Annotated in this window: 18 protein-coding genes; 5 read left to right on the top strand and 13 right to left on the bottom strand. The window is 39.7% G+C overall.

Annotated elements, in window-relative coordinates; all coding sequences use genetic code 11:
* The 3 genes from AC1WHX_RS01765 to AC1WHX_RS01755 all read left to right on the top strand — a co-directional run.
* On the top strand, positions 1-1,900 hold a 1,900-nt coding region (locus tag AC1WHX_RS01765; RefSeq protein WP_481228822.1), incomplete at its 5' end, for a glycogen debranching enzyme N-terminal domain-containing protein.
* A gap of 12 nt (positions 1,901-1,912) precedes the next feature.
* Entirely contained in the window at positions 1,913-3,175 is a 1,263-nt protein-coding gene (locus tag AC1WHX_RS01760; RefSeq protein WP_303116658.1) for a glycosyltransferase family 4 protein, read from the top strand.
* Between the two features lie 45 nt (positions 3,176-3,220).
* Complete coding sequence (locus tag AC1WHX_RS01755; protein WP_122337854.1) at positions 3,221-4,600, top strand: glycoside hydrolase family 57 protein; 1,380 nt, start codon at positions 3,221-3,223, stop codon at positions 4,598-4,600.
* A 482-nt stretch (positions 4,601-5,082) separates the two neighbouring features.
* On the opposite strand, the gene AC1WHX_RS01750 is transcribed toward AC1WHX_RS01755, so the two are convergent.
* The 13 genes from AC1WHX_RS01750 to AC1WHX_RS01690 form a co-directional block, all read right to left on the bottom strand.
* On the bottom strand, positions 5,083-6,996 hold the full coding sequence (locus tag AC1WHX_RS01750; RefSeq protein WP_122337856.1) for an MGH1-like glycoside hydrolase domain-containing protein: 1,914 nt from the start codon (positions 6,994-6,996) through the stop codon (positions 5,083-5,085).
* A gap of 95 nt (positions 6,997-7,091) precedes the next feature.
* Positions 7,092-8,174, bottom strand: a complete 1,083-nt coding sequence (proB, locus tag AC1WHX_RS01745; RefSeq protein ID WP_009318563.1) for a glutamate 5-kinase — start codon at positions 8,172-8,174, stop codon at positions 7,092-7,094.
* A 15-nt stretch (positions 8,175-8,189) separates the two neighbouring features.
* Positions 8,190-8,618 carry a DUF695 domain-containing protein gene (locus tag AC1WHX_RS01740; protein WP_022389777.1) on the bottom strand — a complete coding sequence of 143 codons (429 nt, stop codon included), beginning with the start codon at positions 8,616-8,618 and terminating at the stop codon, positions 8,190-8,192.
* 11 nt (positions 8,619-8,629) lie between these two features.
* On the bottom strand, positions 8,630-10,285 hold the full coding sequence (locus AC1WHX_RS01735) for an AMP-binding protein (protein WP_122303741.1): 1,656 nt from the start codon (positions 10,283-10,285) through the stop codon (positions 8,630-8,632).
* Between the two features lie 21 nt (positions 10,286-10,306).
* Positions 10,307-10,861 carry a helix-turn-helix domain-containing protein gene (locus tag AC1WHX_RS01730; protein WP_009318566.1) on the bottom strand — a complete coding sequence of 185 codons (555 nt, stop codon included), beginning with the start codon at positions 10,859-10,861 and terminating at the stop codon, positions 10,307-10,309.
* 208 nt (positions 10,862-11,069) lie between these two features.
* Positions 11,070-11,279: a heavy-metal-associated domain-containing protein gene (locus AC1WHX_RS01725; RefSeq protein WP_270213966.1), complete on the bottom strand. Its 210-nt coding sequence runs from the start codon at positions 11,277-11,279 to the stop codon at positions 11,070-11,072.
* Positions 11,280-11,569: 290 nt separating this feature from the next.
* A complete protein-coding gene (locus AC1WHX_RS01720; RefSeq protein ID WP_270213965.1) occupies positions 11,570-12,541 on the bottom strand; it encodes a DUF4843 domain-containing protein in 972 nt (323 codons plus the stop codon).
* 94 nt (positions 12,542-12,635) lie between these two features.
* The gene (locus tag AC1WHX_RS01715) at positions 12,636-12,842 is read right to left on the bottom strand and encodes a hypothetical protein (RefSeq protein WP_022389781.1); all 207 of its coding nucleotides are present in this window, start codon (positions 12,840-12,842) and stop codon (positions 12,636-12,638) included.
* A 10-nt stretch (positions 12,843-12,852) separates the two neighbouring features.
* Positions 12,853-14,247, bottom strand: coding sequence for a RagB/SusD family nutrient uptake outer membrane protein (locus AC1WHX_RS01710; RefSeq protein ID WP_303116651.1), 1,395 nt, complete (start codon positions 14,245-14,247; stop codon positions 12,853-12,855).
* 14 nt (positions 14,248-14,261) lie between these two features.
* Positions 14,262-17,630, bottom strand: coding sequence for a SusC/RagA family TonB-linked outer membrane protein (locus AC1WHX_RS01705; protein WP_481228821.1), 3,369 nt, complete (start codon positions 17,628-17,630; stop codon positions 14,262-14,264).
* 20 nt (positions 17,631-17,650) lie between these two features.
* Positions 17,651-19,969: a S9 family peptidase gene (locus AC1WHX_RS01700; protein WP_270213962.1), complete on the bottom strand. Its 2,319-nt coding sequence runs from the start codon at positions 19,967-19,969 to the stop codon at positions 17,651-17,653.
* A 1-nt stretch (position 19,970) separates the two neighbouring features.
* Positions 19,971-21,599 carry a S8 family serine peptidase gene (locus AC1WHX_RS01695; protein ID WP_122337863.1) on the bottom strand — a complete coding sequence of 543 codons (1,629 nt, stop codon included), beginning with the start codon at positions 21,597-21,599 and terminating at the stop codon, positions 19,971-19,973.
* A gap of 580 nt (positions 21,600-22,179) precedes the next feature.
* Entirely contained in the window at positions 22,180-24,381 is a 2,202-nt protein-coding gene (locus AC1WHX_RS01690) for a heavy metal translocating P-type ATPase (RefSeq protein ID WP_270213961.1), read from the bottom strand.
* Positions 24,382-24,464: 83 nt separating this feature from the next.
* On the opposite strand from AC1WHX_RS01690, the gene AC1WHX_RS01685 reads away from it, so the two are divergent.
* The gene (locus AC1WHX_RS01685; RefSeq protein ID WP_122337866.1) at positions 24,465-25,184 is read left to right on the top strand and encodes a DUF5715 family protein; all 720 of its coding nucleotides are present in this window, start codon (positions 24,465-24,467) and stop codon (positions 25,182-25,184) included.
* 56 nt (positions 25,185-25,240) lie between these two features.
* On the top strand, positions 25,241-26,155 hold the full coding sequence (locus AC1WHX_RS01680; RefSeq protein ID WP_122303746.1) for a DMT family transporter: 915 nt from the start codon (positions 25,241-25,243) through the stop codon (positions 26,153-26,155).
* The last annotated feature ends 89 nt before the right edge of the window (positions 26,156-26,244 follow it).

The following is a 26,244-nucleotide window of genomic DNA, read 5'->3' as shown; positions in this document are numbered from 1 at the left end:
GTCTCTTCCTAAAGAGATGTTGCGTACAAACAAATCGGGAGCTTATCATTGTACGACGATTGTTGATTGTAACACTCGAAAACAACACGGATTATTGGTAATTCCTATTCCGGAGATGGATAATGACTCTCATGTTCTTTTATCATCATTCGATGAAACCGTGATACAACACGGTGCTCCTTTTAATTTAGGTTTACATAAATATCAGGGAGATTGTTTCAGCCCTAACGGACATAAATATATCCGTGAGTTCGATTGTGAATCAGTTCCCAAAACTGTATATCGGGTGGGGGGTGTAATTTTAAGTAAGGAAAAAGTTTTTATTTCGCATGAAAACCGGATTTTGATTAAATACACATTGTTAGATGCCCATTCTGAAACGACGTTACAGTTCCGTCCTTTTCTTGCTTTTAGAAATGCGAATGCTCTTTGTATTGAAAACGACAGGATCAACCGTCATTATGAACAGGCTTTGAATGGTGTTAGCTTTTGTCTTTATGAAGGGTATCCGGCATTGTATTTACAGTTCAATAAAGAGGTTAGTTTCGTCAGTGATCCATATTGGAATAAGGGCATTGAATATGTTAAAGATCAGGAACGAGGATATGATTATAAAGAAGATTTATATGTTCCCGGATATTTTGAATTACCTATAAAGAAAGGCGAAAGTATTATATTTTCCGCTGGAGTAGGAGAGATAAAACCTCGATCTTTGAGCATGATGTATAATAAGGAAATGAAGTTACGGACTTATCGTAACAGTTTCTTTAATTGCCTGAAAAATTCTGCACAACAATTTTATCTGAAAAAACAGAAAGATAATTATCTGTTGGCGGGTTATCCTTGGTTTGGTGTTCGGGCCAGAGATCTTTTTATCGCTCTTCCCGGATGTACATTGGCCGTAGGGGATGTAGAAACGTTCGACTCTATCATGCATACGGCGATGCGGGCGTTAAAAGCCTTTATGGAGAAAGGTGTTCGGAGTGAAGTAATTCAAGGAATAGACTATCCCGATATTCTTTTATGGACAGTATGGTCATTGCAACAATATGCCAAGGAAACATCTCTTGAACATTGTACGGCAAAATACGGAACTTTAATTACCGAAATTGTCGATTATATAATCAAAAACAAGCATCCGAATCTTTTTTTGCATGAAAACGGATTATTATACAGTAATGGACATGACGTCCCTATTTCATGGATGGATGCGGTAGCCTATGGAAAACCTATTATACCGCGTAGTGGTTATTTAGTTGAATTTAATGCATTGTGGTATAATATACTACGTTTTTCAGCCTCATTGATTGCGGATAAGCCGGAACAGAGGGTTATTGTGGATCGGTTGAATGCTTTGGGTGATAAACTTGCTTTGTCATTTAAAGATATGTTTTTAAATGATTATGGGTATTTGTTCGATTATGTCGATGGAAATTTTGCAGATTGGAGTGTTCGTCCCAACATGCTGTTCGCTCTTTCGCTCGATTACTCTCCATTAGATAAAAAAGAACGGAAAAAAGCGTTGGATGTAGTTACCCGAGAACTGTTGACTCCGAAAGGTATCCGTACATTAAGCCCTAAAAGTCATGGATATTCTCCTACTTATTTGGGGAATGAAGCAGAACGGGAGAATGCTTATTATCAAGGTCCGGCCCGACCATGGTTGATGGGAGCTTATGCAGAGGCGTATCTCAAGATATTCGGGTTGAGCGGAGTTTCATTTTTGGAACGGATGTTGATCGGCTATGAAGAGGAGATGTCTAATAATTGTATCGGAACAATTTCCGAGTTATTTGACGGAAATCCTCCTTACATGGGACGTGGAGCTATCAGTTTTGCGGTGAATGTAGGAGAGATATTGAGAGTATTGAGTTTATTAAAAAAATACAACCATTTTTAAAACCGAAGTTGTATGAAAGCACTCATGTTCGGGTGGGAATTTCCACCGCATATTCTCGGAGGCTTGGGAACTGCCAGCTATGGACTTACCAAAGGTATGTCTGAATGCGGAAATATGGATATTACGTTTGTTATACCCAAGCCATGGGGAGATGAAGATAAAAGTTTTGCCCATATTGTAGGAGCATGTAATACACCGATTGCTTGGCGTGATGTTTCTTGGGAGCAAGTACGAGATCGGTTAGGACGATATATGGATCCTCAAGAATATTTTAATCTGAGAGATCATATTTATGCAGATTTCAATTATATGCATCTTAATGATTTGGGATGTATAGAATTTTCGGGTCGATATCCTGATAACCTGTTGGAAGAAATCAATAATTATTCTATTGTTGCCGGAGTGATTGCCAGAACCTATCCTTGTGATGTGATTCATTCTCATGACTGGCTTACTTATCCGGCAGGGATTCATGCCAAACAAGTGACCGGAAAGCCGTTGGTGATACATGTACATGCGACAGATTTCGATCGGAGTCGGGGAAATGTAAATCCTACGGTTTATGCCATAGAAAAGGATGGTATGAATCAGGCAGATCATATTATCACCGTAAGTAATTTGACACGTAAGACGGTTATTGAAAAATATAATATCGATCCGGCCAAGGTAACAACCGTTCATAATGCTGTCGAGCCGTTGAGTGAAGAAATCAAGGCTATTAATATACCTCGCAATACAAAAGAAAAAGTCGTAACGTTCTTAGGGCGCATTACGATGCAGAAAGGTCCTGAATATTTTGTAGAGGCTGCGGCTCAGGTATTGCGGAAAAATAATAATGTACGTTTCGTTATGGCGGGAAGCGGGGATATGATGAATAAGATGATACGCCTCGCCGCTCAACGCAATATTTCGGATCATTTTCATTTTACAGGTTTCCTTAAAGGAAAGCAGGTTTATGAAATGTTGAAAGCGAGCGATGTTTATGTAATGCCTTCTGTCTCTGAACCGTTCGGGATATCTCCTCTTGAAGCCATGCAGGTGGGAGTTCCCTCTATTATCTCGAAACAATCGGGATGTGCGGAAATTTTGACGAATGCAATAAAGACCGATTATTGGGATGTTGATGCGATGGCAGATGCTATTTACTCGATAATTACCTATCCTGCAATGTACCAGCAATTAAAGATTGAAGGGAAAAAAGAGGTCGATGAGATCAAATGGGTGTATGCCGGTCAAAAAGTAATTGACATTTATAATAAAGTAATTTACCGATAGATAGGCCTTATGTTTTAATTAATCAGAAATAAAAAATAACATGATATGAAAACCATCTGTTTTTATTTTCAAATTCATCAGCCGTTCCGTTTGAAACGTTATCGTTTCTTTGATATAGGCAACGATCATTATTACTATGACGATTTTAATAATGAAGAAATAATGAGTCGTATAGCTCACCGTTCTTATATTCCTGCAAACTATACTTTACTGGAGATGATCAAGAACTCGAACGGGAAATTTAAAGTCGCGTTTTCGATTTCCGGAGTTGCATTGGAACAGTTCGAGATTTATGTACCGGAATTTATAGATAGTATGAGGGACTTGGCAAAGACAGGATGTGTAGAGTTCCTTTCCGAAACGTATGCACACTCTTTGGCTTCCCTTAAAGATCCGGAAGAATTTGTCGATCAGGTCAAAATGCACGATGATAAAATCGAAATGTTGTTCGGTCAACGGCCTAAAGTATTTCGCAATACCGAGTTGATCTATTCCGATGAAATAGCCGGGATGGTTGCATCTATGGGATTTAAAGGGTGTATTACGGAGGGAGCTAAGCATATTTTAGGATGGAAAAGCCCGAATTATTTGTACAGTTCGGCTGCTGCTCCGAAACTGAAGCTGCTTCTTAAAAATTCTAAATTGAGCGATGATATTTCTTTTCGATTTTCGAACTATGAGTGGAATGAATATCCGTTGACTGCCGATAAGTTTATAAACTGGATTACAGCTCTTCCTGAAACAGAACAGATTATAAATCTGTTTATGAATTATGAAACATTAGGAGAACTGCAACCCCGGGAAACCGGTATTTTTGAGTTTATGAAGGCTCTTCCCCGTTTTGCCGAAGAGAAAGGTATCTCATTTTCTACTCCTACTGAGATTATTTCTAAATTGAAACCGGTAGATTCTTTATCTGTTACTTATCCCATATCTTGGGCTGATGAGGAACGGGATACCAGCGCTTGGTTAGGGAATTTGCTTCAGAACGAAGCTTTCGAAAAGTTGTATTCTATGGCAGAACGGGTGCGGCTGTGCAATGACCGTCGGTTAAAACAAGATTGGAATTATTTGCAGGCGAGCGACCATTTTTATTATATGTGTACTAAGCATTTTTCCGATGGTGCGGTACATAGTCATTATAGTCCTTATGATTCGCCTTATGAAGCATTTACCAACTATATGAATGTTTTGAGCGATTTTATTGTGCGGGTAAAAGCTCAATATCCTGATTCGATTGAAAATGAAGAATTGAACTCTTTGATTACTACTATTCGTAATCAGGCGTCCGAGATAGAGTTATTGCGTAAAGAATTAAAGTCTGCAAAGGCGGAAAAGGTTGCTCGGGTGAAAGCAGAAAAAGCTGTAGCCGGAGAAAGTAAAACTAAATCTGCAACGAAAAAGACGGTAGTAAAGGAGAAATAAGTTCTTTGAATAATTCGCTTTTGTGTGAATGTTTATTATAAAAACCACACCCTGATTGATAACCAATCAGGGTGTGGTTTTTATAATACTTTTAATGGCCTCAGATAAAGATTTAAATTATAAAAGTCTTCTTTCCATTTTTTCTGTTTGTGATCCCCGTTTTATTAAGAAAAAATTTTACCGGAATATTTTTTTATTGAAAGATGCAATAAGAATTGCATATACATCGACCGTAGAAATCATATATATACTGTACCATTGAACCATTTTTCAAAGGATAGGATCTGTTATGGTAATAAAGCTGCTTTAGATAGATACAAATTGTTTTTGAATATATATGAGGTGTGCTTTAGTATATTTATAATAAATAGTATTTTTTCTTGTAGGGTATAAATATGTGAAAAATATTGCAGATAAAAAATAAAGCAGGTAAGGAGTTGTCTTTGCCTGCTCTATTTTTGTATTTGTGATAACCGGTTTCTCTAATCATTTATTTTTATTGGGGCAATATAACCGTCTTCGATTAATGCTATATAGCTCAGCAGTGCTCCCCAATGGTAGAAACGGTCGCTGCGTCTATGCGGACCTTCTCCTAAAACCGAGTCGTAATTTTCATACACCGATCCGTCTTTAAGCCATTCCTTCAATAACAGCACTTTCGATTTTTCGGCGACAGCTTTGCGCACCTCAGGTAAGTCGTAATTCTGTAATCCCATATATACAAGAAAATTGAGAGGAGCCCAGATGCGGCCTCTCCAGTAATCATTGTCTTTGAAAGCCGGATCGTTGCGGGGAGTAGCGGGAATAACCCATTCTCCCCAGAATTCCTGGGGATTCATCAAATGCTCTTTTACCATACGTTCAGCTTGAGTTTGGCTGGGAATATTTGCCAACATAGGATAAAAGTTGGTCGGAGATATACGTGGATTCTTTTTTCTCGTATCGGTTCTTCGATTGTAGTAAAGACCTTCTTCTTCATCCCACAATTTTTGTAATTCGATGCTGTATTGTTTTGCTCGTTTTCTGAGTTCTTTTACATCTTTTTTATATCCTAACTCTTGAGCGATAAGTGCCAATAATTTGCAATCCATAATATAAAGGCTCGATAGCCCGACATCGTTTTGTAGAAGCATGTGTCGTTCGGTATCGAACGGTACATTGTCGAACATGTGGGAGTTATCCAGTCCCGATTCCAAACAACCTCCGTAATGGTTGTTGACGCTGCCGTATTCATGATTGCGATAGGTTACCCGAGGATAGGGCGAAGATCCCCAACATAATAATCCGTCGATATTTCGGTTCTTATCCCACCATCGGTTCCATCTGATAAGATCGGGATAAAGTAATTCTAACAGCCATTTGTCTCCGTATTTCTTATATAGACTCCATACAGCTAATGATCCTACAGGGGGTTGGGAGCGGTCTCTCGACTTATAATCATTTCCTGAATAGAAATTAGGAACGAAGCCCGATTCCGTAATCGATTTGGTTATTTCGACTGCATTGGCGTAAGCAAGTTCCCGATTCCCAGCCGAAAACATCATGGAGGCAAAATAAGAGTCCCAACAGAAAAGTACGAATCCTCCGTAGTTGGGATTAGAACTCCAGTTTATATTCCAATCCCGGCTAACAGGGGTAATAACTTTGCGGATGGTCGGGTCGTATATATTGTCCCAGGAAAGAACATTCTGCATAGCGTTATATACCTCATAATCGTCTCCGTACTGTTTCTTGTTGTTATTTACGAAACGATCGGCGGATTCACGTAATTTGTTTTGGGCTTTTACCGGTTCTATATCTGAGCCGCAACAAATGGTAACCGGTTCTTGTGTAGAGAATGTGATCTCGTTCCGTTCGCTTTTTATCCATTTTCCGTACGCTTGACCTTTGATTTCTTGTTTTAGGTTGCCAGGGCGGAATTGAAATTGTTGACCGTTAACTTGTATTTTTACATCGCGTTGCCACACGCCTTTTAAGACCACGATGATTTTCCCTTCCGGATTATTTTCTTCTAAAGGAGTAATTCGAATAATGTTCTCTAAAGAATCGGCAGAACTCTCGATCCGTAATTTTTGATCGTTCCATCGAAGACTTATATCGGTATATTTTCCGTCATAAGTATGTGGTCCGGCATGTAACAGGCCGCTTCCTATGGTAAAGGAATTTTTTCGTATCCCTTTCCCGTCGATTACGTGTAGGTCGATAGCTGCACCGTAAGGGAGCAGCACATGCGTAAGGGCACTGCGGGTATCCCAAGTATTCCAGCCTGTAGCCAGTTTCCGTTGCATTTGTTCATAGTATTGTTGAGGACTTAAATCCTTCGTTTCGGCATGGCTATCTATGAGCCAAAAACATACTGCCGATATTAGCAGATAATACTTCAAAAATTTTTTCATGTGTGTGTAGTTATGAGTGTATAAATAGTTATATTATTTTAAAGCAAAAGATAGATAGGTTTTTGAACCTGTTTCATGAATATACCGTTTGAAGATTAATCTAAATATAAATAATCATAATGAATAAGGGGACGAGCACCCTGTTTCCCGATGAGAGAACGAGCTTTTTCGCTGTTATATCCGATACGTCCTACTCCTATTTGATTCCCTTCATGATCAAAAATTCGTACGATATCATCTTTTTCGAAATCTCCTTCGATCCGGGTTACGCCTATCGGCAATAGACTTGCGGCCTGATGAGACATCAATGTCTCTTGTGCGCATGCGTTGATGTGTATTTCTCCCTTTGCAAAGCCTTCGGAGTGAGCGATCCATTTTTTTATGCTGGATGCAGGCTTCTCTGCCGGTAAGAACCGGGTACATACCGTATTGCTGTTTTTTCGCAATACGTCAGGAAGGATATTCTCTTTTTTGCCATTAGCGATAATAACCATAATTCCTTCGTCCGCGACTTTTCTTGCTATATTGCATTTCGTCAGCATCCCCCCTCTTCCGAAAGAAGATTTTTTTGTCTGTATATATTCGGACAGATTCTGTCTGTTTCCTGTAATTTCCGTAATGACCCGGCTTTGAGGATTTTCGGGATTACCGTTGTAAATGCCGTCGATGTTACTGAGTATAATCAAAGCTTCCATATTCATCATCGATGCGATCAGACCGGAAAGTTCGTCATTATCCGTAAACATCAGTTCGGTTACCGAGATCGTATCATTTTCGTTCACGATAGGAATAACTCCGTTTTCGATCATGACTTCCATACAGTGTCTTTGATTGAGATAGTGTTGTCGGGTCGCAAAATTCTCTTTCATCGTCAATACTTGACCGCAAGCAATTCCATGCTCGCGAAAAAGTTCGAAATAACGGTTTATCAGTTTAGCCTGACCTACGGCCGAAAATAATTGTCGGGCCGAAACCGCATCCAATTTTCGATGTTGTTTCAGTTCGCTGCGTCCCGACGCGACAGCTCCGGATGAGATAAGAACGATTTCCATTCCGGCTTTATGCAGTTCGGCTATTTGATCTACCAAAGCCGACATTCGGGTAATATCGAGAGTACCGTCTTTCCGTGTCAGTACATTACTACCTATTTTTACCGCTATTCGTTTATATTGAAACATAAAAAGAATAGTTATTTAATGATTGATTCCGAATTTTTTAAGCATTTGTTTATAGTCTGTCCAATCAGGGTCTCCGGTTGCACCTATTTGTATAGGTAAGGACGGAAGTTTTCCTAATAGCTCGTTTACTTTTCCCGAAAAGGCTTGTAATTCTTGTGTATAATAAACATATAAAGCTTGCTTGCCGCCGATATGAATAGCCGTTAGAATTGCGATCTTCGATCTTTCGAGTGCTTCTGTAAGCAAATTCATGATCCGGTCTATCACTTCGGTTTCATCGGCAGACGGCATACCGTCTGTTTCCCCTTTGTATTTCCATTGTATTTCTACCCGGGTACGGAATACCCCGGAGGTGTTACCGTTTTCGGCAAACATACGTCCCCGCGTGATAATCCTACCTTTATCCGATTCCGATTCTCCGGCAAACCAATCGTTGCTTAACATATATGTGTATTTTATTTATGGTCTTTATCCCGTATCTCTACCCGTCGGATTTTTCCACTGATCGTTTTCGGCAATTCCTCTACAAATTCTACGATTCGCGGATATTTGTAAGGAGCTGTAACATGTTTTACGTGATCTTGTATTTCTTTGATGAGAGCTTCTCCGGCACGTTCTTTGTAATCTTTTGCCAAAACGATGGTTGCCTTGACTACTTGTCCGCGTATTTCATCGGGAACTCCCGTGATTGCACATTCTACGACTGCCGGATGAGTCATTAAAGCGCTTTCTACTTCGAACGGACCGATACGATAGCCCGATGATTTAATTACATCGTCGGCACGACCTACGAACCAATAGTATCCGTCCTCATCTCTCCAAGCAACATCTCCGGTATAGTAGATGTTGTCATGATAAGCTTCTTTTGTTTTTTCGGGGTCACGATAATACTCTTTGAAGAGTCCCAGCGGTTTCCCTTTATCGGTACGGATTACGATTTGTCCCTGTTCTCCCTCTTCTGCCCATCGTCCGTCGTTCGTCAGCAAATCGATGTCATATTGGGGATTGCGTATTCCCATAGAACCGGGTTTAGGTTCTACCCACGGATAGGTTGCGACAGTCAGGGTCGTTTCCGTCTGTCCGAAACCTTCCATCAATTTAATGCCGGTAATGCGATAAAATTCCTCATAGACTTTAGGATTCAGAGCCTCTCCCGCAATCGTACAATATTTTAGGGACGAAATATTGAATTTGCTCAGATCTTCTCGTATTAAGAATCTGAATACGGTAGGAGGGGCGCAGAATGAAGTAATATGGTATTTTTCTATCATACCCAATACATCTGCAGGCGTGAATTTGTCGAAATCGTAAACAAATACATTTGCTCCGGCGATCCATTGCCCGTATAATTTCCCCCATACGGCTTTCCCCCAACCCGTGTCGGCCAGGGTCAGGTGCAGACTTTTTTCGTTCAGATTGTGCCAAAAGCTTCCGGTAATGATATGTCCCAGAGGATAGGTGAAATCATGTGCTACCATTTTAGGGTTACCTGTAGTTCCGGACGTAAAATAAAGGAGAGAGGTGTCTTCGTTTGTGTTGACGAATGCCGGGCGAGAGAATGGTGCTGCCGCCTCGATACCGGCATGGAAATCGTCCCAGCCTTTCGGAATCACAGGACCTACCGATACGCAGTGCTGTAAAGACGGAGATGCGGCCAAAGAACGGTCTACATGACCTGTGACAATATCTTCTCCTACTGCTACGATCATTTTTATATCGGCTGCATTACAGCGATATATAATATCTTTTTCGGTAAGGAGGTGTGTCGCCGGAATACATACTGCTCCTAATTTGTGGAGTGCTATGATAGAAAACCAGAATTCAAATCTTCGCTTCAGAATGAGCATAACCATGTCTCCGTGTCCTATACCCAATGATTGGAAATAGGAGGCGGTTTTGTCACTTTCTCTTTTTATATCGGCAAAAGTAAAATCGATATGTTCTCCTTTATCATTTGTCCAGCAAAGGGCTTTTTTTTCTGGAGCGATCCGAGCCCATTCGTCAACGACGTCATATCCGAAATTAAAGTTCTCAGGTACGAGAACTTTAAAATTCTGCATAAAATCCTCTTGTGACGAAAAAGAGGTTTGTTTTAGAAATCTTTCTAACATATTATAAAAATAGGACTTTAATTAGATAATTATAGCAAGGAATTGAACTCGTTTACCATCAAGGGCTTTCATGCCGTGAGGACGGTTAGCGTCGAAGTAAATGCTGTCGCCTTCATTAAGGAACAATTGCTTGTCTCCGATTTGCAGCATCATGTGTCCTTCGATCACAAGGTTGAATTCTTGTCCCGGATGGCTGTTCAAATGTACGGGGGCTGATTCGTTTCCCGGTTCTACGGTAACGATAAACGGGTCGGCTTTACGGTTCATAAATCCGGCTGCCAGAGATTGGTATTTATAAGCTTTCGTTCTCTCGACGGCAGCTCCTTTTCCTTTGCGGGTTAAAAAGTATGCATTCATGCGCGGTTCGTCACCGAACATCAGTGCAGATAAGTCTATACCGTAATGCAGGCTGATTTGATGTAATATACTTACGGGAATATCTTGTTCTCCCGATTCTAATGCTATGTATTTTTCTTCAGAAATGCCACAAGCCTGAGCTACGTCTTGAGTAGTCAGGTCGAGTACATCGCGCAGTCCTTTTAACCGGATCGCAATTTGCTTTATCTGTTCGTCCATAATTATAGTTGTTTAACTTGTGCAAAGTTAAAGAAAAGGACGGTAATAGCAATAAAATGATATTGAAATAACGGAATCGCTTTTATTTTGTAATATAAAGGGGAGGTGTAGGTACGCTATCGTATCTGTTGTTCATTCTGTTAAAGAACGAACATTACATGATATTATCAAGTCTGTTTCCCATAGTTCCGTTATTTCTTTATAGGGCCTAATCGATTTTTTCGGCTTTAAATCCGGCATCGCTAACCGCTTTTATGATGACGGCATCCGATTGATCGGACGTTACGTATAGCATTTTATCTGTACTGTTCAGATCTATATCCCATTGTTCGCGAGGTAGTATTTTATCGAGTGATTCTGCTATTTTGGCAACACATCCTCTGCATTTGGCGTTTGTTTTAAATTTCTTTGTTTCCATTTTTTTGAAATTAGGTTTTAGAGCCTGTCTGAATTTTCCAATCAAAAAATATTATCAGGTCATCTTTGTGTTTTCTTCCGGTCTTTTTTTCTGTTTTCCCTCGTCAGATAAGCCCGCTATCCTCCTCGTAAAAACAGAAAAACATCCTCGAAAGAAACTCTCAAACCTGATCTGAGTAAAATTCAAATAGGCTTTTAGAGTTACAACAGCAAAAGTAACAAAAACGTTTATACAAAAAAATAGGAAATGCCGATGAAAGCATTTCCTATTTTTGTAAATTGTATATATAGTTATTGTACCCGTTTGAAGTGGTAACGCAACGGATAATAATACATAGCCGGTTCATCTTCTGTTGCAAAATCTTTCATACCCTCATAATCTTCAACGAGGAATTCCGTCGGCTCATAAGAGTAAATAAACATTTCGAGAACCTCTTCGTTGTTTTCGTCTTTGATTACGGTAAATCCTACTCGAGAGTCCTTAATTGTCGAACTTGTTGCTGAAAAGTTGGCGTTGATATTATCCAAGATAAATACGGCAACATTTCTTGTAATCGTATAATCGTCCATAAAATGGAAAATCTTTTCTCCTACATATTGCAGGCTGCTGTTACCGACGAAATAATTTTTCAGATCGCTTTTTAAATTAACTTCAACACCTTGATCAGTGATCGTAATTTGGTCTTCTGTAGCTACTTGGGGGAAGTTTGTTATATCATACATCATTTCATAATATGCTTTATTATCCCATGTGCAGTTACTCCATGTACCTTTGATTACTTCGATTGTTTCTCCGGCGATCTTGATCGTAACCGATTCGTTATTTCCTAAGAAAAACCGGTCGGTATCGTTTTGGGGTTTCTGTATTTTCAGGACGATGACATCTTTACCTTCTTCTTTTTGTAACAGTTTCAGTTTGAGTGTACCTTTCGACGCTCCTTTTGCTACGGTGAGTGCTTTTTCTCCATCGAATTCGAAATGCGTACCCTCTACGGCAGTAGATGTTTCATCTACGACGATCGGGAATGTAATATCCTTCGGTGCAGTAAAAGATTGAGTGGAGTTTTCTTTTTTCAAAAGAGAAATTTCGACTGTTGCCGTTTCGAACATCGTTGCATTGTCGTATGAGAACGAGTAAATAACATCGTCTGTTAATTCTGTCGTTACATCATCGAAAACATCTTTTTCATCATCGTCTTCCGAACAGGCTGCAAATCCTAAAGAAAGCAGAATGGCAGCCATTGCATACACTGTTTTTTTCATTTTGTTCTGTTTTTTAGATTAATAAATTAATTAGTGGAAAAATCGTTTTTTATAATTTGTTTAAAATTTTATTTGGAGAGAGATTCGTATATTGTCAGTTTCCTATATTGTCTTGATATTCCTTTTTTATTGCTTCGTATTCGGCTCTTTCCGATGAGGTTAACTCTGTACTTGGAAAATAAAAATAGGAGTTATTGCTATCTACGCGAGGAGCTTCATCCTCGTAAGAGTCGCATGCTGAAAAAACAGCTGATACGAAAAAAAGAGTTGTTCCGAATATTAGTTTATTTAATAGTTTCATAACTTCATTTTTAGTTAATTATATAATCTTCGTAACCTTCATTTTGTTGCAGACCGGGAATAAGTTTGGTGTCGCGTATCGGGATGGGGAAGTTATACATGAACTTTCGGTTGGTATATTTTTGTCCGTTTACGGCAACCCAAAACTCTGGGCATCCGTTTCGTTTCAGTTCATAAAAGCGGTCGTTTTCGAGGAACAGCTCTTTGCGACGCTCGGTCAGTATCAATGCCATCAGTTTGGTGAGCGGTACTCCGGTTACGTCCTGAGTAATGTAATCGGTTCCGGGTATCGGTTCGGGCAGAGAAGATAGTGTCAACGGTTCGTAGTTCAATATGCGGTTTCCTCTCAAGGTATTGATATCCGCCAATGCAAGGTCTTCACTGCCTTTGTGATAGTAGCTTTCCGCTCTGATCAGAAGCATTTCGGCACTACGCATGCCTGAGAAAATAAATTTTGTAGCGATACGTTTTTTCGAGAAATTCATTTCATAGCGTATATCGTTGGCCTTTTCCGTATTGCTGAATGTATCGAGAAACCGTTTGCTGACAGGTCTGTAATTAAGGGGCTCATAAGTGCCTGCTCCTTCCTGTTCACTACTGGAAGAGGAAATCAGTTCCGACTTTATCAGCATGTTCCCTTTCAGAGAATAACCGTTTTCCATCATGGCCTTGTATCCTTCCCTATCTACCAAGGGATGACTTTTTATCACTTCTTCTGCGTAATAAATGGCATTATCCCATTGTCGGGTCCAGAAATAAAAACGGGCGAGATATCCTTTTACAACATCTGCGGTAAACCGCCATATCGGTTCTTGGACGTTATAGGACAACGCTTTTTTCAAGTCCTCTTCAATGAGTATCATTGTTTCTTCTAAGGAGCTACGGATAGGACGTTCTTCCATATCGAATGTCGTGACCAGTTGCAGTCCCAATTGCGATTTTTGTAGAGGATCATATACATCGCAATAGAGTCGCATCAACTCGTAATAGCAAACTCCCCGCATGGCATAAGCGGTGCCTAATATGTTCTTTGCCATATCCGACTCAATATCTTTCATTTCTCCGAGTATAATATTGCAGTCTCGTATAATTTTGTAATAATTGTAATAGATCCTTTCTGGAATGGCTATATCAGCAATGTAATTTTTTAATAAAGATCCACCATCTGTTTGGGTAAGTGCGACTTCCAAGTTGTCACAGGCCGATTCGTTCGTTGCTATCTGGCTACTGTTCGGAATAATTGCCGACTCTTCTCCGTAGTCCAGTTCATTAAGGTGGGTATGTAAGAGAGCCGAAAACTCTTCTGCACTTTGAGGTATAGTCTCTTCATGAGGTTTGATATCGAGAAATTCCTTGCAAGAAGAGAGGCTTAAGAATAGAAGGTATGTTATAAATAGTCGTTTCATAATGTCATAATTTATCAGAATCCGATATTAAGTCCTAATGTGAAATTCCTTGCTTGGGGATATACGGCACCCGGTGTTTCGGGGTCTATTCCCGAGTAGTTACTGAATATACATACATTGCTGACCGATGCGGTGAGTCCGAATGACGTGATGCGGGCTTTCCGCATCCACTGTGCGTCAGGAAAACTGTAATTGAGGTAGATGTTGCTGATCTTGAAATAGGAGATATTTTCAATAAAAGCTCCATTAGTGATATAACTCAAATTTGTCATATAATCTGTCAATTCTTTTCCTTCAATAAGTATTTTGGCTCCGTATGCATCGACCAGTCTTGGATATCCATCGGTAATCGGATTGGATTCTGTCCATCGGTTTACCACATCTTTCGAAACATTCAGGTGGTTTACGTAGAGATCGCTACGGGATGTTTGCGGACTGTTTTGTACTTTTCCTCCTATTACACTATAATATGCAGGAGAGGAGATCTCGCTGTTTATCTTATTGCCGATAGAGTAGTTTCCGCTTACTCCCAATGAAAATTGTTTGTAAGAGAAATTGACCGAGTATCCTCCGTTTACAGGAGCATTGGAAGTCCCGATATAGAAACGGTAATTATTCGAATCTTTTCGGTAGTTGTTCTCTTTTCGGTCGGTATCGGAACGCAGTTTGTAAGTATATATTCCTAACTTAGGATCAATACCGGTGCATATACCTGAGAAAAGAGAACTGGTCGGGTATCCTTCTTGCTCGGTACTGTAGGAACTGTACGGTGAATTGTACTCTACTAATTTATTGGCATTGTATGCAGCGTTGATTGAAACGTTCAATTTAAAATCTTTTGTTTTGACGATTTGTCCCGATACGGTCGCTTCGACCCCCTTATTCAAAATCTTGGATGTATTGTATGATTGGTCATCGAATCCTGTAGAATACGGGACATAAACTCTGCTGATTATATCTTTACCTAAACTACGGTATCCGCCGATTTCTATTTGCATGCGTTCATTGAAAAAACCGGCATTTACCGATCCACTGATATCGAACGTGCGTTCCCAGCGGAGTTTCGGATTAGGAGGGTTTTTAATATATCCCATACGGTAATAGGTTTCATCGGTTTTTCGGAAATTCTTGTCGTATATCATTATGATATAAGGGGTTGCATAAGCGTTAACTTTTCCCGTATATCCTCCCGATACTCTGAATTGCAGAGAACTGAGAACCGGTTTTAGACGGAACATAAAATTTTCTTCACCCATATTCCAACTTAGACCTAAAGAACCGGTCGGGTTGAACTGTTCTTTGCTTCCGAAACGGTTCGACCCGTCGGTACGCATTGTATAGCTAAGTACATATTTATTCATCAATACATAGTCTAATGAAGCATAAAATGATGCCATTGCATCTTCATCGGTGCTTTGTCCCGAATAACCGTCCATAAGGGCGGCAAATTCAACAAGTTTATCATAATCTACTTTTTGATCGCTCGGATATACCGGGGTAGAAGAGTTTTCGGTTACCGTGTCGTAGCCGTATCTTTTGGAGTAGATATTTTTGGCATACTGCCGTCTGATCTCTGATCCGGCAAGCAGACTTATATTATGTATATTGGCAAATGTTTGTGAAAAGTGAAATTGTCCCCGCAAACTGTAACTCTGGTTGAATGCTGTGGATTGTGCGATAGAACCATAGGTCCGAGTAGAGGAATTGGTAGTTCCTTCGAACGGACGGTCTTCCCATGCGGCATACGTGTCTTGTCCGTTGATATTTTCGGAGATATTGCTGGTGTAGCTGTAAGAACCCAATCCTTCGAATTTCAAATTTTTCAAGATTGAGATACCTAAATTCACATTTACATTCACATTTACGTTTTTCGCTTCGGTCGAAGTATTTTCTATCTCTCGCAGAATATTGTAACCGTTCGACGGAATCTGAGACCTTATGGAGCCATTGTATTTTGCTAATGTAAAGTATGTTTGGTCTTTGGCATAAGAACCGTCGCTGTTGTACGGCATTTCGTACGGGTTGGCGAAATAGGCGTATTTGAACGGATCGACATTTAGGGATGCTCCCCGAGAGATTTGATAGGCCATATCGGTAGTCACCCCTAATGTAACCCGTTTATTGGGCTTCATATCGATTTTTGCACTGACGTTGTAACGATCGTAATTACTTTTCTTTACCAAACCGTTATTGCGGTTATATCCCGCAGATACGTAGTATGTGCTTTTGTCCGATCCTCCGGAAAACGAGAGGTGATGGCTGTTTGAAATGGAGGTGCGGAATATCTCGTCGAACCAATTGGTCGTGTGCTGGCCTAATCGGGTGATATAGGCATCTTGTTCGGACTTCGTCCAATCTTTGAAATCACCTTTTCCCGAACGTATCATACCGACGATTCCGATTACCGGATAATAGGCGGTTGCATCTCCGTCTGCATATTGTTGATATCCTGTAGCCGAAAATTCATCCCATAATTCTTGTTCCCATGCTAATTTTTCTTGAGAGTTCATTAGGTTTGCGCTGCGGGGAGGTTTGGTAACAAACGTCATATTGGCTGAGTAATTGATCTGCATTTTTCCTGCTTTCCCGCGTTTGGTCGTTACGACAATGACTCCGGCAGCAGCCTGAGAACCGTAAATTGCGGCGGCCGAAGCATCTTTTAAGACACTGATTGACTCGATTTCATTCGGATCTATTCCTGCGATTCCGCTGGTGAAGATGTCATTGAAATCTCCTGTTGATAACCGACTATTGTTGATTTTAGGGATATTACGTTGCAAGGGAACTCCGTCTATAACCCAGAGCGGATCGGCGCTTTCTTTTGTCAATGACCTTGTTCCGCGTATGCGGATCGTGGAAGATTCTCCCGGACGACCTGAAACGGCTTGTACGCTGACGCCAGCCAGTTTCCCTTGAAGAAGCTGGTCTATATTGGCGGTAGGAGATCCTTTCAAGTCTTTGGCGGTTACTATGCCGACAGAACCTGTGACCCGGTCTTTAGTCGTTTTCCCGTATCCCGTCACAACCACTTGACCCAGTTCTTTAGTGTTGTCTTTCAGCATAATATCGAACTTCCCTGCGATATTTGCCGTCATTACTTTCGATTCGAGCCCTAAGAAAGAGATACGGATAGTACTTCCTTTTTTTACATAAATCGTAAAATTCCCGTCTTGGTCGGTAATTGTTCCGTTACTTGTTCTTTCTTCTCGTACAGAAGCCCCCGCTAACGGTTGTTTTGTTTCATCATAGACCGTTCCGGTAATTTTGATTTTGTCGGACTTGTCCTGTGCAAAAGCATTTATTCCGGAAGTCATCAGCATGAAGACCGCCAATATTGTCGGATATAAATACATGCGTTTCACTATTACTTGCTTGAGTTTCATACAAAACTTTCTTGTTTTAATTACTTGTGATGAATGATATCTATGTGTTCTTTTTTCGGGTTTAATAAATGCTCGACAAAGTAGTAGCGGATCAAATTGTAATAATAAGTATTCCCTACTCCATGATCCATTCCGGGCATAATCATCATGTCGAACCGTTTATCTGCTTTCATTAAGGCGTCGGCCAGTCTGAAAGTCGTCGACGGATGTACATTTTTATCAACATCTCCGGTGATCAGCATTAACCGGCCTTTCAGATTTTTCACTAATTCGTTATTTGTCGGAATTTTGCAGGTAAAGACGGTTTTTCCCGTTATGCTGTCGGTGTGGGTTTTTACTCCGTGATAAGTTTCTCCCCACCACTGTATGTATAAATTGTTATCGTGGTTTCCGGATGCGGCTATACCTACTTTGTAAAAGTCCGGATAAGTGAGCATGGCAGCTACGGTTTGGAATCCTCCTCCTGAATGTCCGTAAATTCCTACTCGGTCGAGATCGATAAATCGATAACGGCGGGCAAGTGTCTCGATCGCATGTTTATCATCTGCCAACGGATAATCTCTTAAATTTCCATATCCGAAACAATGGAAATCCCGTCCTCGTATTTGAGAACTTCCTCTTGATCCTACGTTGATAACGACAAAACCCAGTTGAGCTAAAGATTGATTATAATTATCATCGACCGTAAATGCTCTTGGAATCTGGTCATCTTGCGGCCCCGGATATACATTTGTTATAATCGGATAAAGACGGGTCGTATCTAAGTTGAACGGAAGATACATGATTCCGTAAAGATCGGTCGAGTCGTCTGCCGCTTTTATTTGGAATAACACGGGTGGTTTCCATCCCAACTCTCTTAGTTCCGAGTCATCGCTTTCCTCCAGTACCGTGTTCTTTTTAGGCGAGGCGATTTTTATCAGTTGACTGGCTGTCGGCATATCCATGCGTGAATAGTTGTCTATTAAGTATTTTCCGTCGGGAGAGAGATCTATACTGTGTGTTCCGTTTCCAGGGGTCAGTAACGTGAAGCCTTTTCCGTCCAAATTGACTTTATAGAAAAATCGGTAATGCGGGTTGATCCCTTTTTCCCGGCCATATCCTTCGACAATGATCGTACGGTTCAGCGTATCGAGTTTCATAATCGTTCCGGCAACCATGTCGGGAGGGGTAATGGCGTTTTTCAGATTTCCGTTGTTATCATACAAGAAGTATTGCCCTTTCCCGTTTCTTTCAGACCACCAGATGATTTCTTTTCCGTCATTGATGAGGTGATATTTGAAAAGTTGGATATTCATATGTGGGGCGCAATGTTCCGAGATCAGTTCCTCTACTTTTCCTGTATGAATATCGAGCCTGCACAAGTCGATATAATCGGCAGGACGACTTCTCCGGGTAAAAAATACATATCCCGGAGTTGAAGAATAGCTTATATCAACTTTCTGATCGGGATATTTAGCTATGGAAACCGGAATTTTTTCTTGAGTATCTGCATTGAAAAGAGCTATGTCATACTGGCTGACTCCCGAATCTCCGGGCATCGGCATTTTATAAGTGTCTGTGGTCGGGCGGGGATTTGCAAGACTGTTGACCAAAGTCATTGTCTTGATTGCCCGTTTATCCTCTCTGAAAGCGAAAATAATATGTGTGTCATCTATCCAACGGGCCAGCGTATAGCAACATGCCGTATCTCGTTTCTCACTGTTATTCGAAGTATAGGAGAAATACGGTTCGCCATCGGTTGTCAATTGTATATCTTCTAACGTATCTTTATGTGAGAGATATAAATTATGATCTCTTCCGTATATGTAGAATTTATTGTCTTTCGAATATTTTTCCCATGATTTTTTCCCGAGAATAGCGGGAAAACCACTTCCCGTGCTTTTTTTCTTGACTTCCGGAACAGTGGAAACGATTTTGATTTTACCTGTGTTTACGTCATATTCGAAGTTCTTATTATTTTTGCGAATATAGAATTTACTAAGATCTTTATTATAAAAATCTAACCGGTATATTTTTAATTCTTCAGGCGTATATTTCGTTTGTGTCAGCCGGGAAATATCTTCAGCTAAACGTTTGTTATCAAAAAGCAATTTCTTTTTTCCTTTTGTTGCATCGACCAGGTAGAATTTCCGCATGCCTTTTTTCTCTATGGCATAATAAAAGTGGTGAGTGTCAGGAATCCATGTTGCTGAAAGAGAGGAGCGATAATGTCCCGACAGAGAATCTGCCGTATATTTCTCGGCAACATTCCAATTTACATAGTCTTGACATAGACTGTGAAAAGGAAATATACCTGCTAAAAACAGGAAAGAAAACAGTTTTAAATATAATTTTTTCATCTTATTTGTTCTTTTTTGAAGACAATTGTTGAGCCATTTTTACGGCATTTAAAGCATTGACAATTCCTCCGGAGACACATAACGAATCGTATGTGGCGACATTTCCTTTTTTATTCAATCCGGGGATTTTTACCCGTTTATAGTTCATCGGTGTTACACTCTTTATCAGGATCTCTTTTACTTGACCGGCTGACAGTTTCGGAAAATAGTCTCGGATGATGGCTGCAATACCTGCTACTACAGGAGCAGCTATACTTGTCCCACTTGAGGTGGTATATCCGTTGTTTTCACCTAAAGACGTAATATCCATTCCCGGAGCGAAGATATCTACACTGTTTTTTCCATAATTGGATATTGATCCGGGGTTGCCGTTTATGTCCGAAGCTCCGATACGGATCAAGTTATCTATTCTTTTCCCCGTTTTGTCGAGTCCTTGCGGATAGTAGATTTTTTTATCGCAGTCTGTACCGTTATTTCCGGATGCCATAACTAATAAAACGTCATGGTTCGCAGCATAATGAATAGCATCTTCTACCATATCGGCATCGGGAGAAGTCTGTTTGCCGAAACTCATATTGATGATTTTAGCTCCGTTATCGACAGCATAACGTATTGCAGATGCAATGTCTTTATCGTATTCATCACCTTCGGGAACTGCCCGGATCGTCATGATTTTTGCAGTCGGGTAAATACCGATCATTTTATTTTCAGGGTTTGGTTGGGCTGCGATTATTCCGGCAACGAATGTGCCGTGGAAGTAATCATCACACATAACGTCGGGGTTCCCGTAAAAGCGGTCGGATGCGTTATGTATGTCATCGCCCATAAGCAGTCGTTTATCTTTGTCTGCTTCTATGCTTTTGATACGGGTTTGTGCCTGATTCAATTTTGCGTTATGCTGGTCGACCAAAGTTTGCCATAGTCGATCTTTGCTGCCGTTCATAAGGTCGATGGCGATCAGTTGTACAGATATATTGAATAGAGAATCGTTTGCATCTATATTCATAATGTCTATGACTCTCAGAGAGTCTTTACCGGGATATGCCGATTTTGCCCGTTTAGTGAGCTCTTCGTATGCATTTGCCTGTTGTTGCAGATATTTAGTGAATTTGAAATAGGATTCGATACGAGCTCCTGCTTTCATTTTCAGATAATAAATAAATTCGGGAGACGCGTTTGCCATTGTTGCCGAGTCGGTCGGATAGTTTTTGTATTTAGGATATAATCTTTTGAACTCCCTGAATTCTTCTGTACCGGCACTTTTCATATTGAAAGAACCATCGGAAGTACCTAAAAAATTCCATCCGAGAACATCTCCTTTATATCCGTTTTTATCGTTGTCTTTACCATTATGTTTTTCTTTTTTATTATGCCATAGAGCCTTTTGTATATAAAGGTGGGTGGTATCAGTCCCGGAATCGATTACTCCGACGATAGTATTTTTTTTCGGTTTTAATTTTTGTGATTGTAGCCATGCGAGTGCAGAAGAAACATTTGTTCCGATAATTGAGTCATTGAATAGCAGATGCCATTCGGGCATAAATTTATCTTCGGGCTTTTTAGATTGTGCAAAAATATTGATTACGCAAAACACCAATACATAAGGAAGTATAAACCATTTCCTTTTCATTTCAATTACTGTTTAGGTTGACTGTGTCCGAAAAAACGATCGTTTTTTCGGACGATTTTAATTCAATTAATTTTCCCTTGTTTTATGCTAACGTAAAACATTAGTTATAAACATCTAATAATTTTATCCTCTTCAATAAAAAAACAATTACCATTTTAGTAGATATTGATTGAAAAAACGATCGTTTTCTTAGACGATTTCGAATTTTTGTGTCAAAATAAAAGATTGATAAAATGTTTTTTTATGTATTTATTATGCAAATATGTGTGCAAAAATAAGCAATTTATTTATTTTGTAATACAAAAAGTCGTTTTTTTTATCATTATGAATGAAAAAATGAATCTTTTAGTAGAAATATGGTAAACCGATAGACCTATTTTTTATCGGAAAATTTAAACAGTCTCTTGACTTTTTTTGAGAAAAGAAATTTAAATAAATAGATCCGAACAAATGAAAATAATTATTGGATTATTCTCATTTATTCGGATCTGATCACTTTACGTATCTCTTTCCCTTTAAAGAGGAAAACTGGAGACGATAAAAAGTTATTATCTCGTCAGGAGTATTGCCAAAGATGAGTTTAGCTATATTTTAAACGTAAGCTGTTCAGAACAACCGAAACCGAACTGAATGCCATTGCCGCACTTGCCCACATAGGATTTAATAATAATCCGTTTATCGGGAATAATATTCCTGCGGCAATAGGAATACCTATGACATTATAGATAAATGCCCAGAACAGATTTTGGTGAATAAGTCGGACTGTTCTTTGAGAAAGTTTGATTGCTTGGGGTAACAATAAAAGATCTGAGGTCATCAGCGTTACCATAGCTACATCCATTGCAATATCTGTACCTTTTCCCATAGCAATACTTACATCTGCCCGGGCCAGAGCTTGAGAATCATTAATGCCATCTCCTACCATTGCAACGATTTTCCCTTTTTGCTGCAGATTCTGTATATATGTTTCTTTATCAGTAGGCATGACTTCGGCCTGTATATGCTTGATACCCAATGTTTCGCCTATCATTTGTGCGGTTTTGTTGCCATCGCCTGTGAGCATATGCACTTCTATACCTCTTTTTTCAAGAGTTTGTACTGCCTGAGCCGATGTCGGTTTTAGCGGGTCGGTGATAGCAAAAATAGCCATGAGGGAAGATTCTTTTCCGTAATATATAATACTTTTATTTTCCTTAGACCACATTTCTGTTTTTTGTAATGCTTTTTCCGGTAATTGTATTTGTTGTGTTTGAGCGAAAGACAAACTTCCTACCCAGTATTTACTATCTTCGAAAACAACTTCGATCCCTTTTCCGGTAATACTTTCGAATGAGTTGATTTCTTCCGGTGCGACACCCTTCCCTTTCAGATATTCGGTAATTGCGATTGCCAGAGGATGTTCCGATTTTTGTTCTGCAGCAAGTAATACCGATTGGGAGGTTTGATCAGAATCTGTAATCCAGAGAACATCACTTACCGAAGGGTGTCCTTCGGTTAATGTTCCGGTTTTATCTAATACGACGCAATTTACTTTACATAAGTTTTCAAGAGCAAAAGCATCTTTGATCAGTATATGCCGTTCTGCTCCTTTACCTATCCCGACCATAAGTGCGGTCGGGGTTGCCAATCCCAAAGCACATGGACATGCAATGACAAGTACCGATACGGCTGATAACAAGGCATAAGAAAAATAATGGTTACCCCCGATGATTATCCATACAATAAATGTTATTATAGAAATGCTGATGACGATAGGGACAAAAATACTGCTAATGCGATCTACTACTTTTTGAACGGGAGCTTTGCTGCCTTGAGCTTCTTGTACCATACGTACAATTTGAGCGAGTACGGTAGAGCTTCCTACTTGGGTTGCGTTCAAGATAAATGATCCCCGCTGATTTATTGTCCCTGCCAATACCCGGTCTCCCGATTGTTTTTTTACCGGAATAGCTTCACCGCTGATCATACTTTCGTCAACATAGGAATTTCCTTCGATTACAATACCGTCTACCGGAATTTTTTCTCCCGGACGTACACTGATTTTGTCGTTTGGTTGCAATTGTCCGATCGGTACTTCTATTTCTTCGGTTTCAATAATTTTTCGTGCAGTTTTCGGTTGTAGTCCCATAAGTCCTTTTATGGCAGAAGTCGTGCTGTTTTTAGCTCGCTCTTCCATTAGCTTTCCTAAAAGAACAAATGCAATGATCATCCCGGCGGCTTCGTAATATACATGAGCCTCCATACCTTGGTTAGTCCAGAATTGAGGGTATATAGTGTTAAACAGGCTGAATAAAAATGCAATCGATGTACTTAATGCTACTAAAGTGTCCATATTGGCGGTGTGCTGTTTTGTCTGTTTCCACGCATGGATATAAAAGCTTTGTCCGGAGTAGAACAGAATAGGCAAGGTAAGTACCATCATAATCCATTCGTTTCCGGGTATGTGCATAAAAATCATAGATAGGAGCATGATCGGAATAGACAAAATCCATGCAACGATTACTTTTCTTTTTAAGAGAGCGTAATGGCTTTTTTGTGCTTCTTCTTGTATATCTTCTTGATTTTCTTCATCTATAACAAGATCATATCCGATAGATTGAACTTCTGCTTTGATTTGTGGCAACGTGATCTGTTCGGGATCATATTCTATGGTAATTGTATTTGCTGCAAAGTTGACAGAAGCGGAAGTGACTCCTGATAATGAATTTACTTTGTTTTCTACGTTGTTGGCACATACGGCACAACTCATTTCCAGAACCGGCAAAGTACATTTTTTCATCATATCGATAGCTCTCTAAGATTTCTTTTAAACGGACCTTAAAGGTATAACAAAATATTTGGAATGAAGTTTTTTCTTTTTGTTTTATGCAGGATTTCTTCAAAGATTGTTTTTGTAACCGGGAAACTTTTTTTAAGTTTGTCCGTAAAAATAAGTGCGTGAAAAGAATTGTTTATTTCCTGATTTTTATTTTAGCGATATCTGCTTTTTCCTGTGGGAAATCAAAAGAAAAGGTAATTACGATAGAGAAAGATTTGAAAATTATTCCATTCGGGCGTTTTTCCCGGGCATTCAACGATATGAATGACCGGCATCTCGAAGCCGCTCGTCGTTTGGGAATTTCTCCGGCATCGTCCAGGGAAGAGGCTTTGTCAGGAAATACGCATTTATGCGAGATAACAGATTGTGAATATTATAAAGTAGATTCTCTTACCCATTCTATACCCTACCTTGTGCCGAAGGCGAAAGAATTGTTGGAAACTATCGGAAAAAACTTTATCGATTCTCTGGAAAGTCGGGGAGGAGGAAGCTATCAGATTTTGGTTACCAGTGTTCTCCGGGTAGATCAAGATGTTAAGCGTTTGCGGAAAAGGAATGGGAATGCGAGTGCCAACTCAGCTCATCGTTACGGAACCACATTCGATATTGCTTATTCTCGTTTTGTTACTACGGATGACCGTTATTTGATCCCTAAGGAACAATTGAAACATATTTTGGCAGAGGTATTGCTGAGCTTGAAAAAAAGAAATGCTTGTTATGTCAAATATGAAATTAAGCAGGGTTGTTTTCACGTAACGGTACGTTGACTTTCTTATAAAGAACAGAACCTGCTTTTACCCCGATTTATTTTATTCCCTCGATTATGAAAAAAGGTTTGATATATGCGATTGCAGCATCGGTTTTATGGGCGATCGTAAATCCGTTTATAAAACAAGGTTTGAGTTATGATTTCACTCCGATGAATTTTGCCGGATTACGTTTTACGGCAGTAGGTATAATCCTTTTTGCGTATACTTGGCATAAGGGTATGTGGAAAGAGATATTGTTGCATAAGCGTCTTTTTTTGAATTTGATTTTTGTCAATATGTTTTTAGGATACTCGGCGTTTTATTTCGGCGTTGATTTTGTAAGCGGGGCTATCTCTTCTATTGTTATGGGTATGACACCTATTATAAATGTCCTTCTTGCCCATTTGATAGCCAAGAATGATAAACTCAATATATATAAGGTCGTTAGTCTGATAGTCAGTTTCGCAGGGCTTCTTCTGATTATCGGCATGGGAAATGATGGAGAACCGCTTGATCTGAAAAGTATATGCGGAATAGTTTTGCTGTTGCTTAATATTATATTGCAAGGATATTCGGCTATCTCTGTTTCTGAAGATAAAGGAAAGGTAGACCCTGTTTTTCTGAATGCCGTTCAAATGTTTTTCGGAGGAGCTCTGATTTATGGTGTAGGTATTTGTACCGAAGGATATCATTCGTTTATCGGTAAGCCTGCGGGCTTTTATGTAAGCCTGGGTGTGCTTGTCTTCATATCTGTTTTTGCATTCAGTTTTTGGTTTATGGCTTTGCAGTCTAGAGGTGCTAAAGTTTCGGATATAAATATGTGTCGTCTTATCAATCCTATTTTAGGTGCGGTTTTGAGTTGGGTTATGCTTGCCGGAGAATATCCTACGATAACTACGGTGTCAGGAATGCTGATCATCGTTTGTTCGTTGATAATTTATTTTAAAGGAGAGATTATCGTACAGGCTTTGCGCCGGAACAAAAAATAAAAAATGCGCGAAAAAATCTTTCGCGCATTTTTATATAATTAATGCGAATCAGCAGTTGGCTTTCTGATTCAAAAATTAAAAATTAACAA

The organism is Coprobacter sp., assembly GCF_982436375.1.
This window is presented reverse-complemented; position numbering and strand designations above follow the sequence as displayed.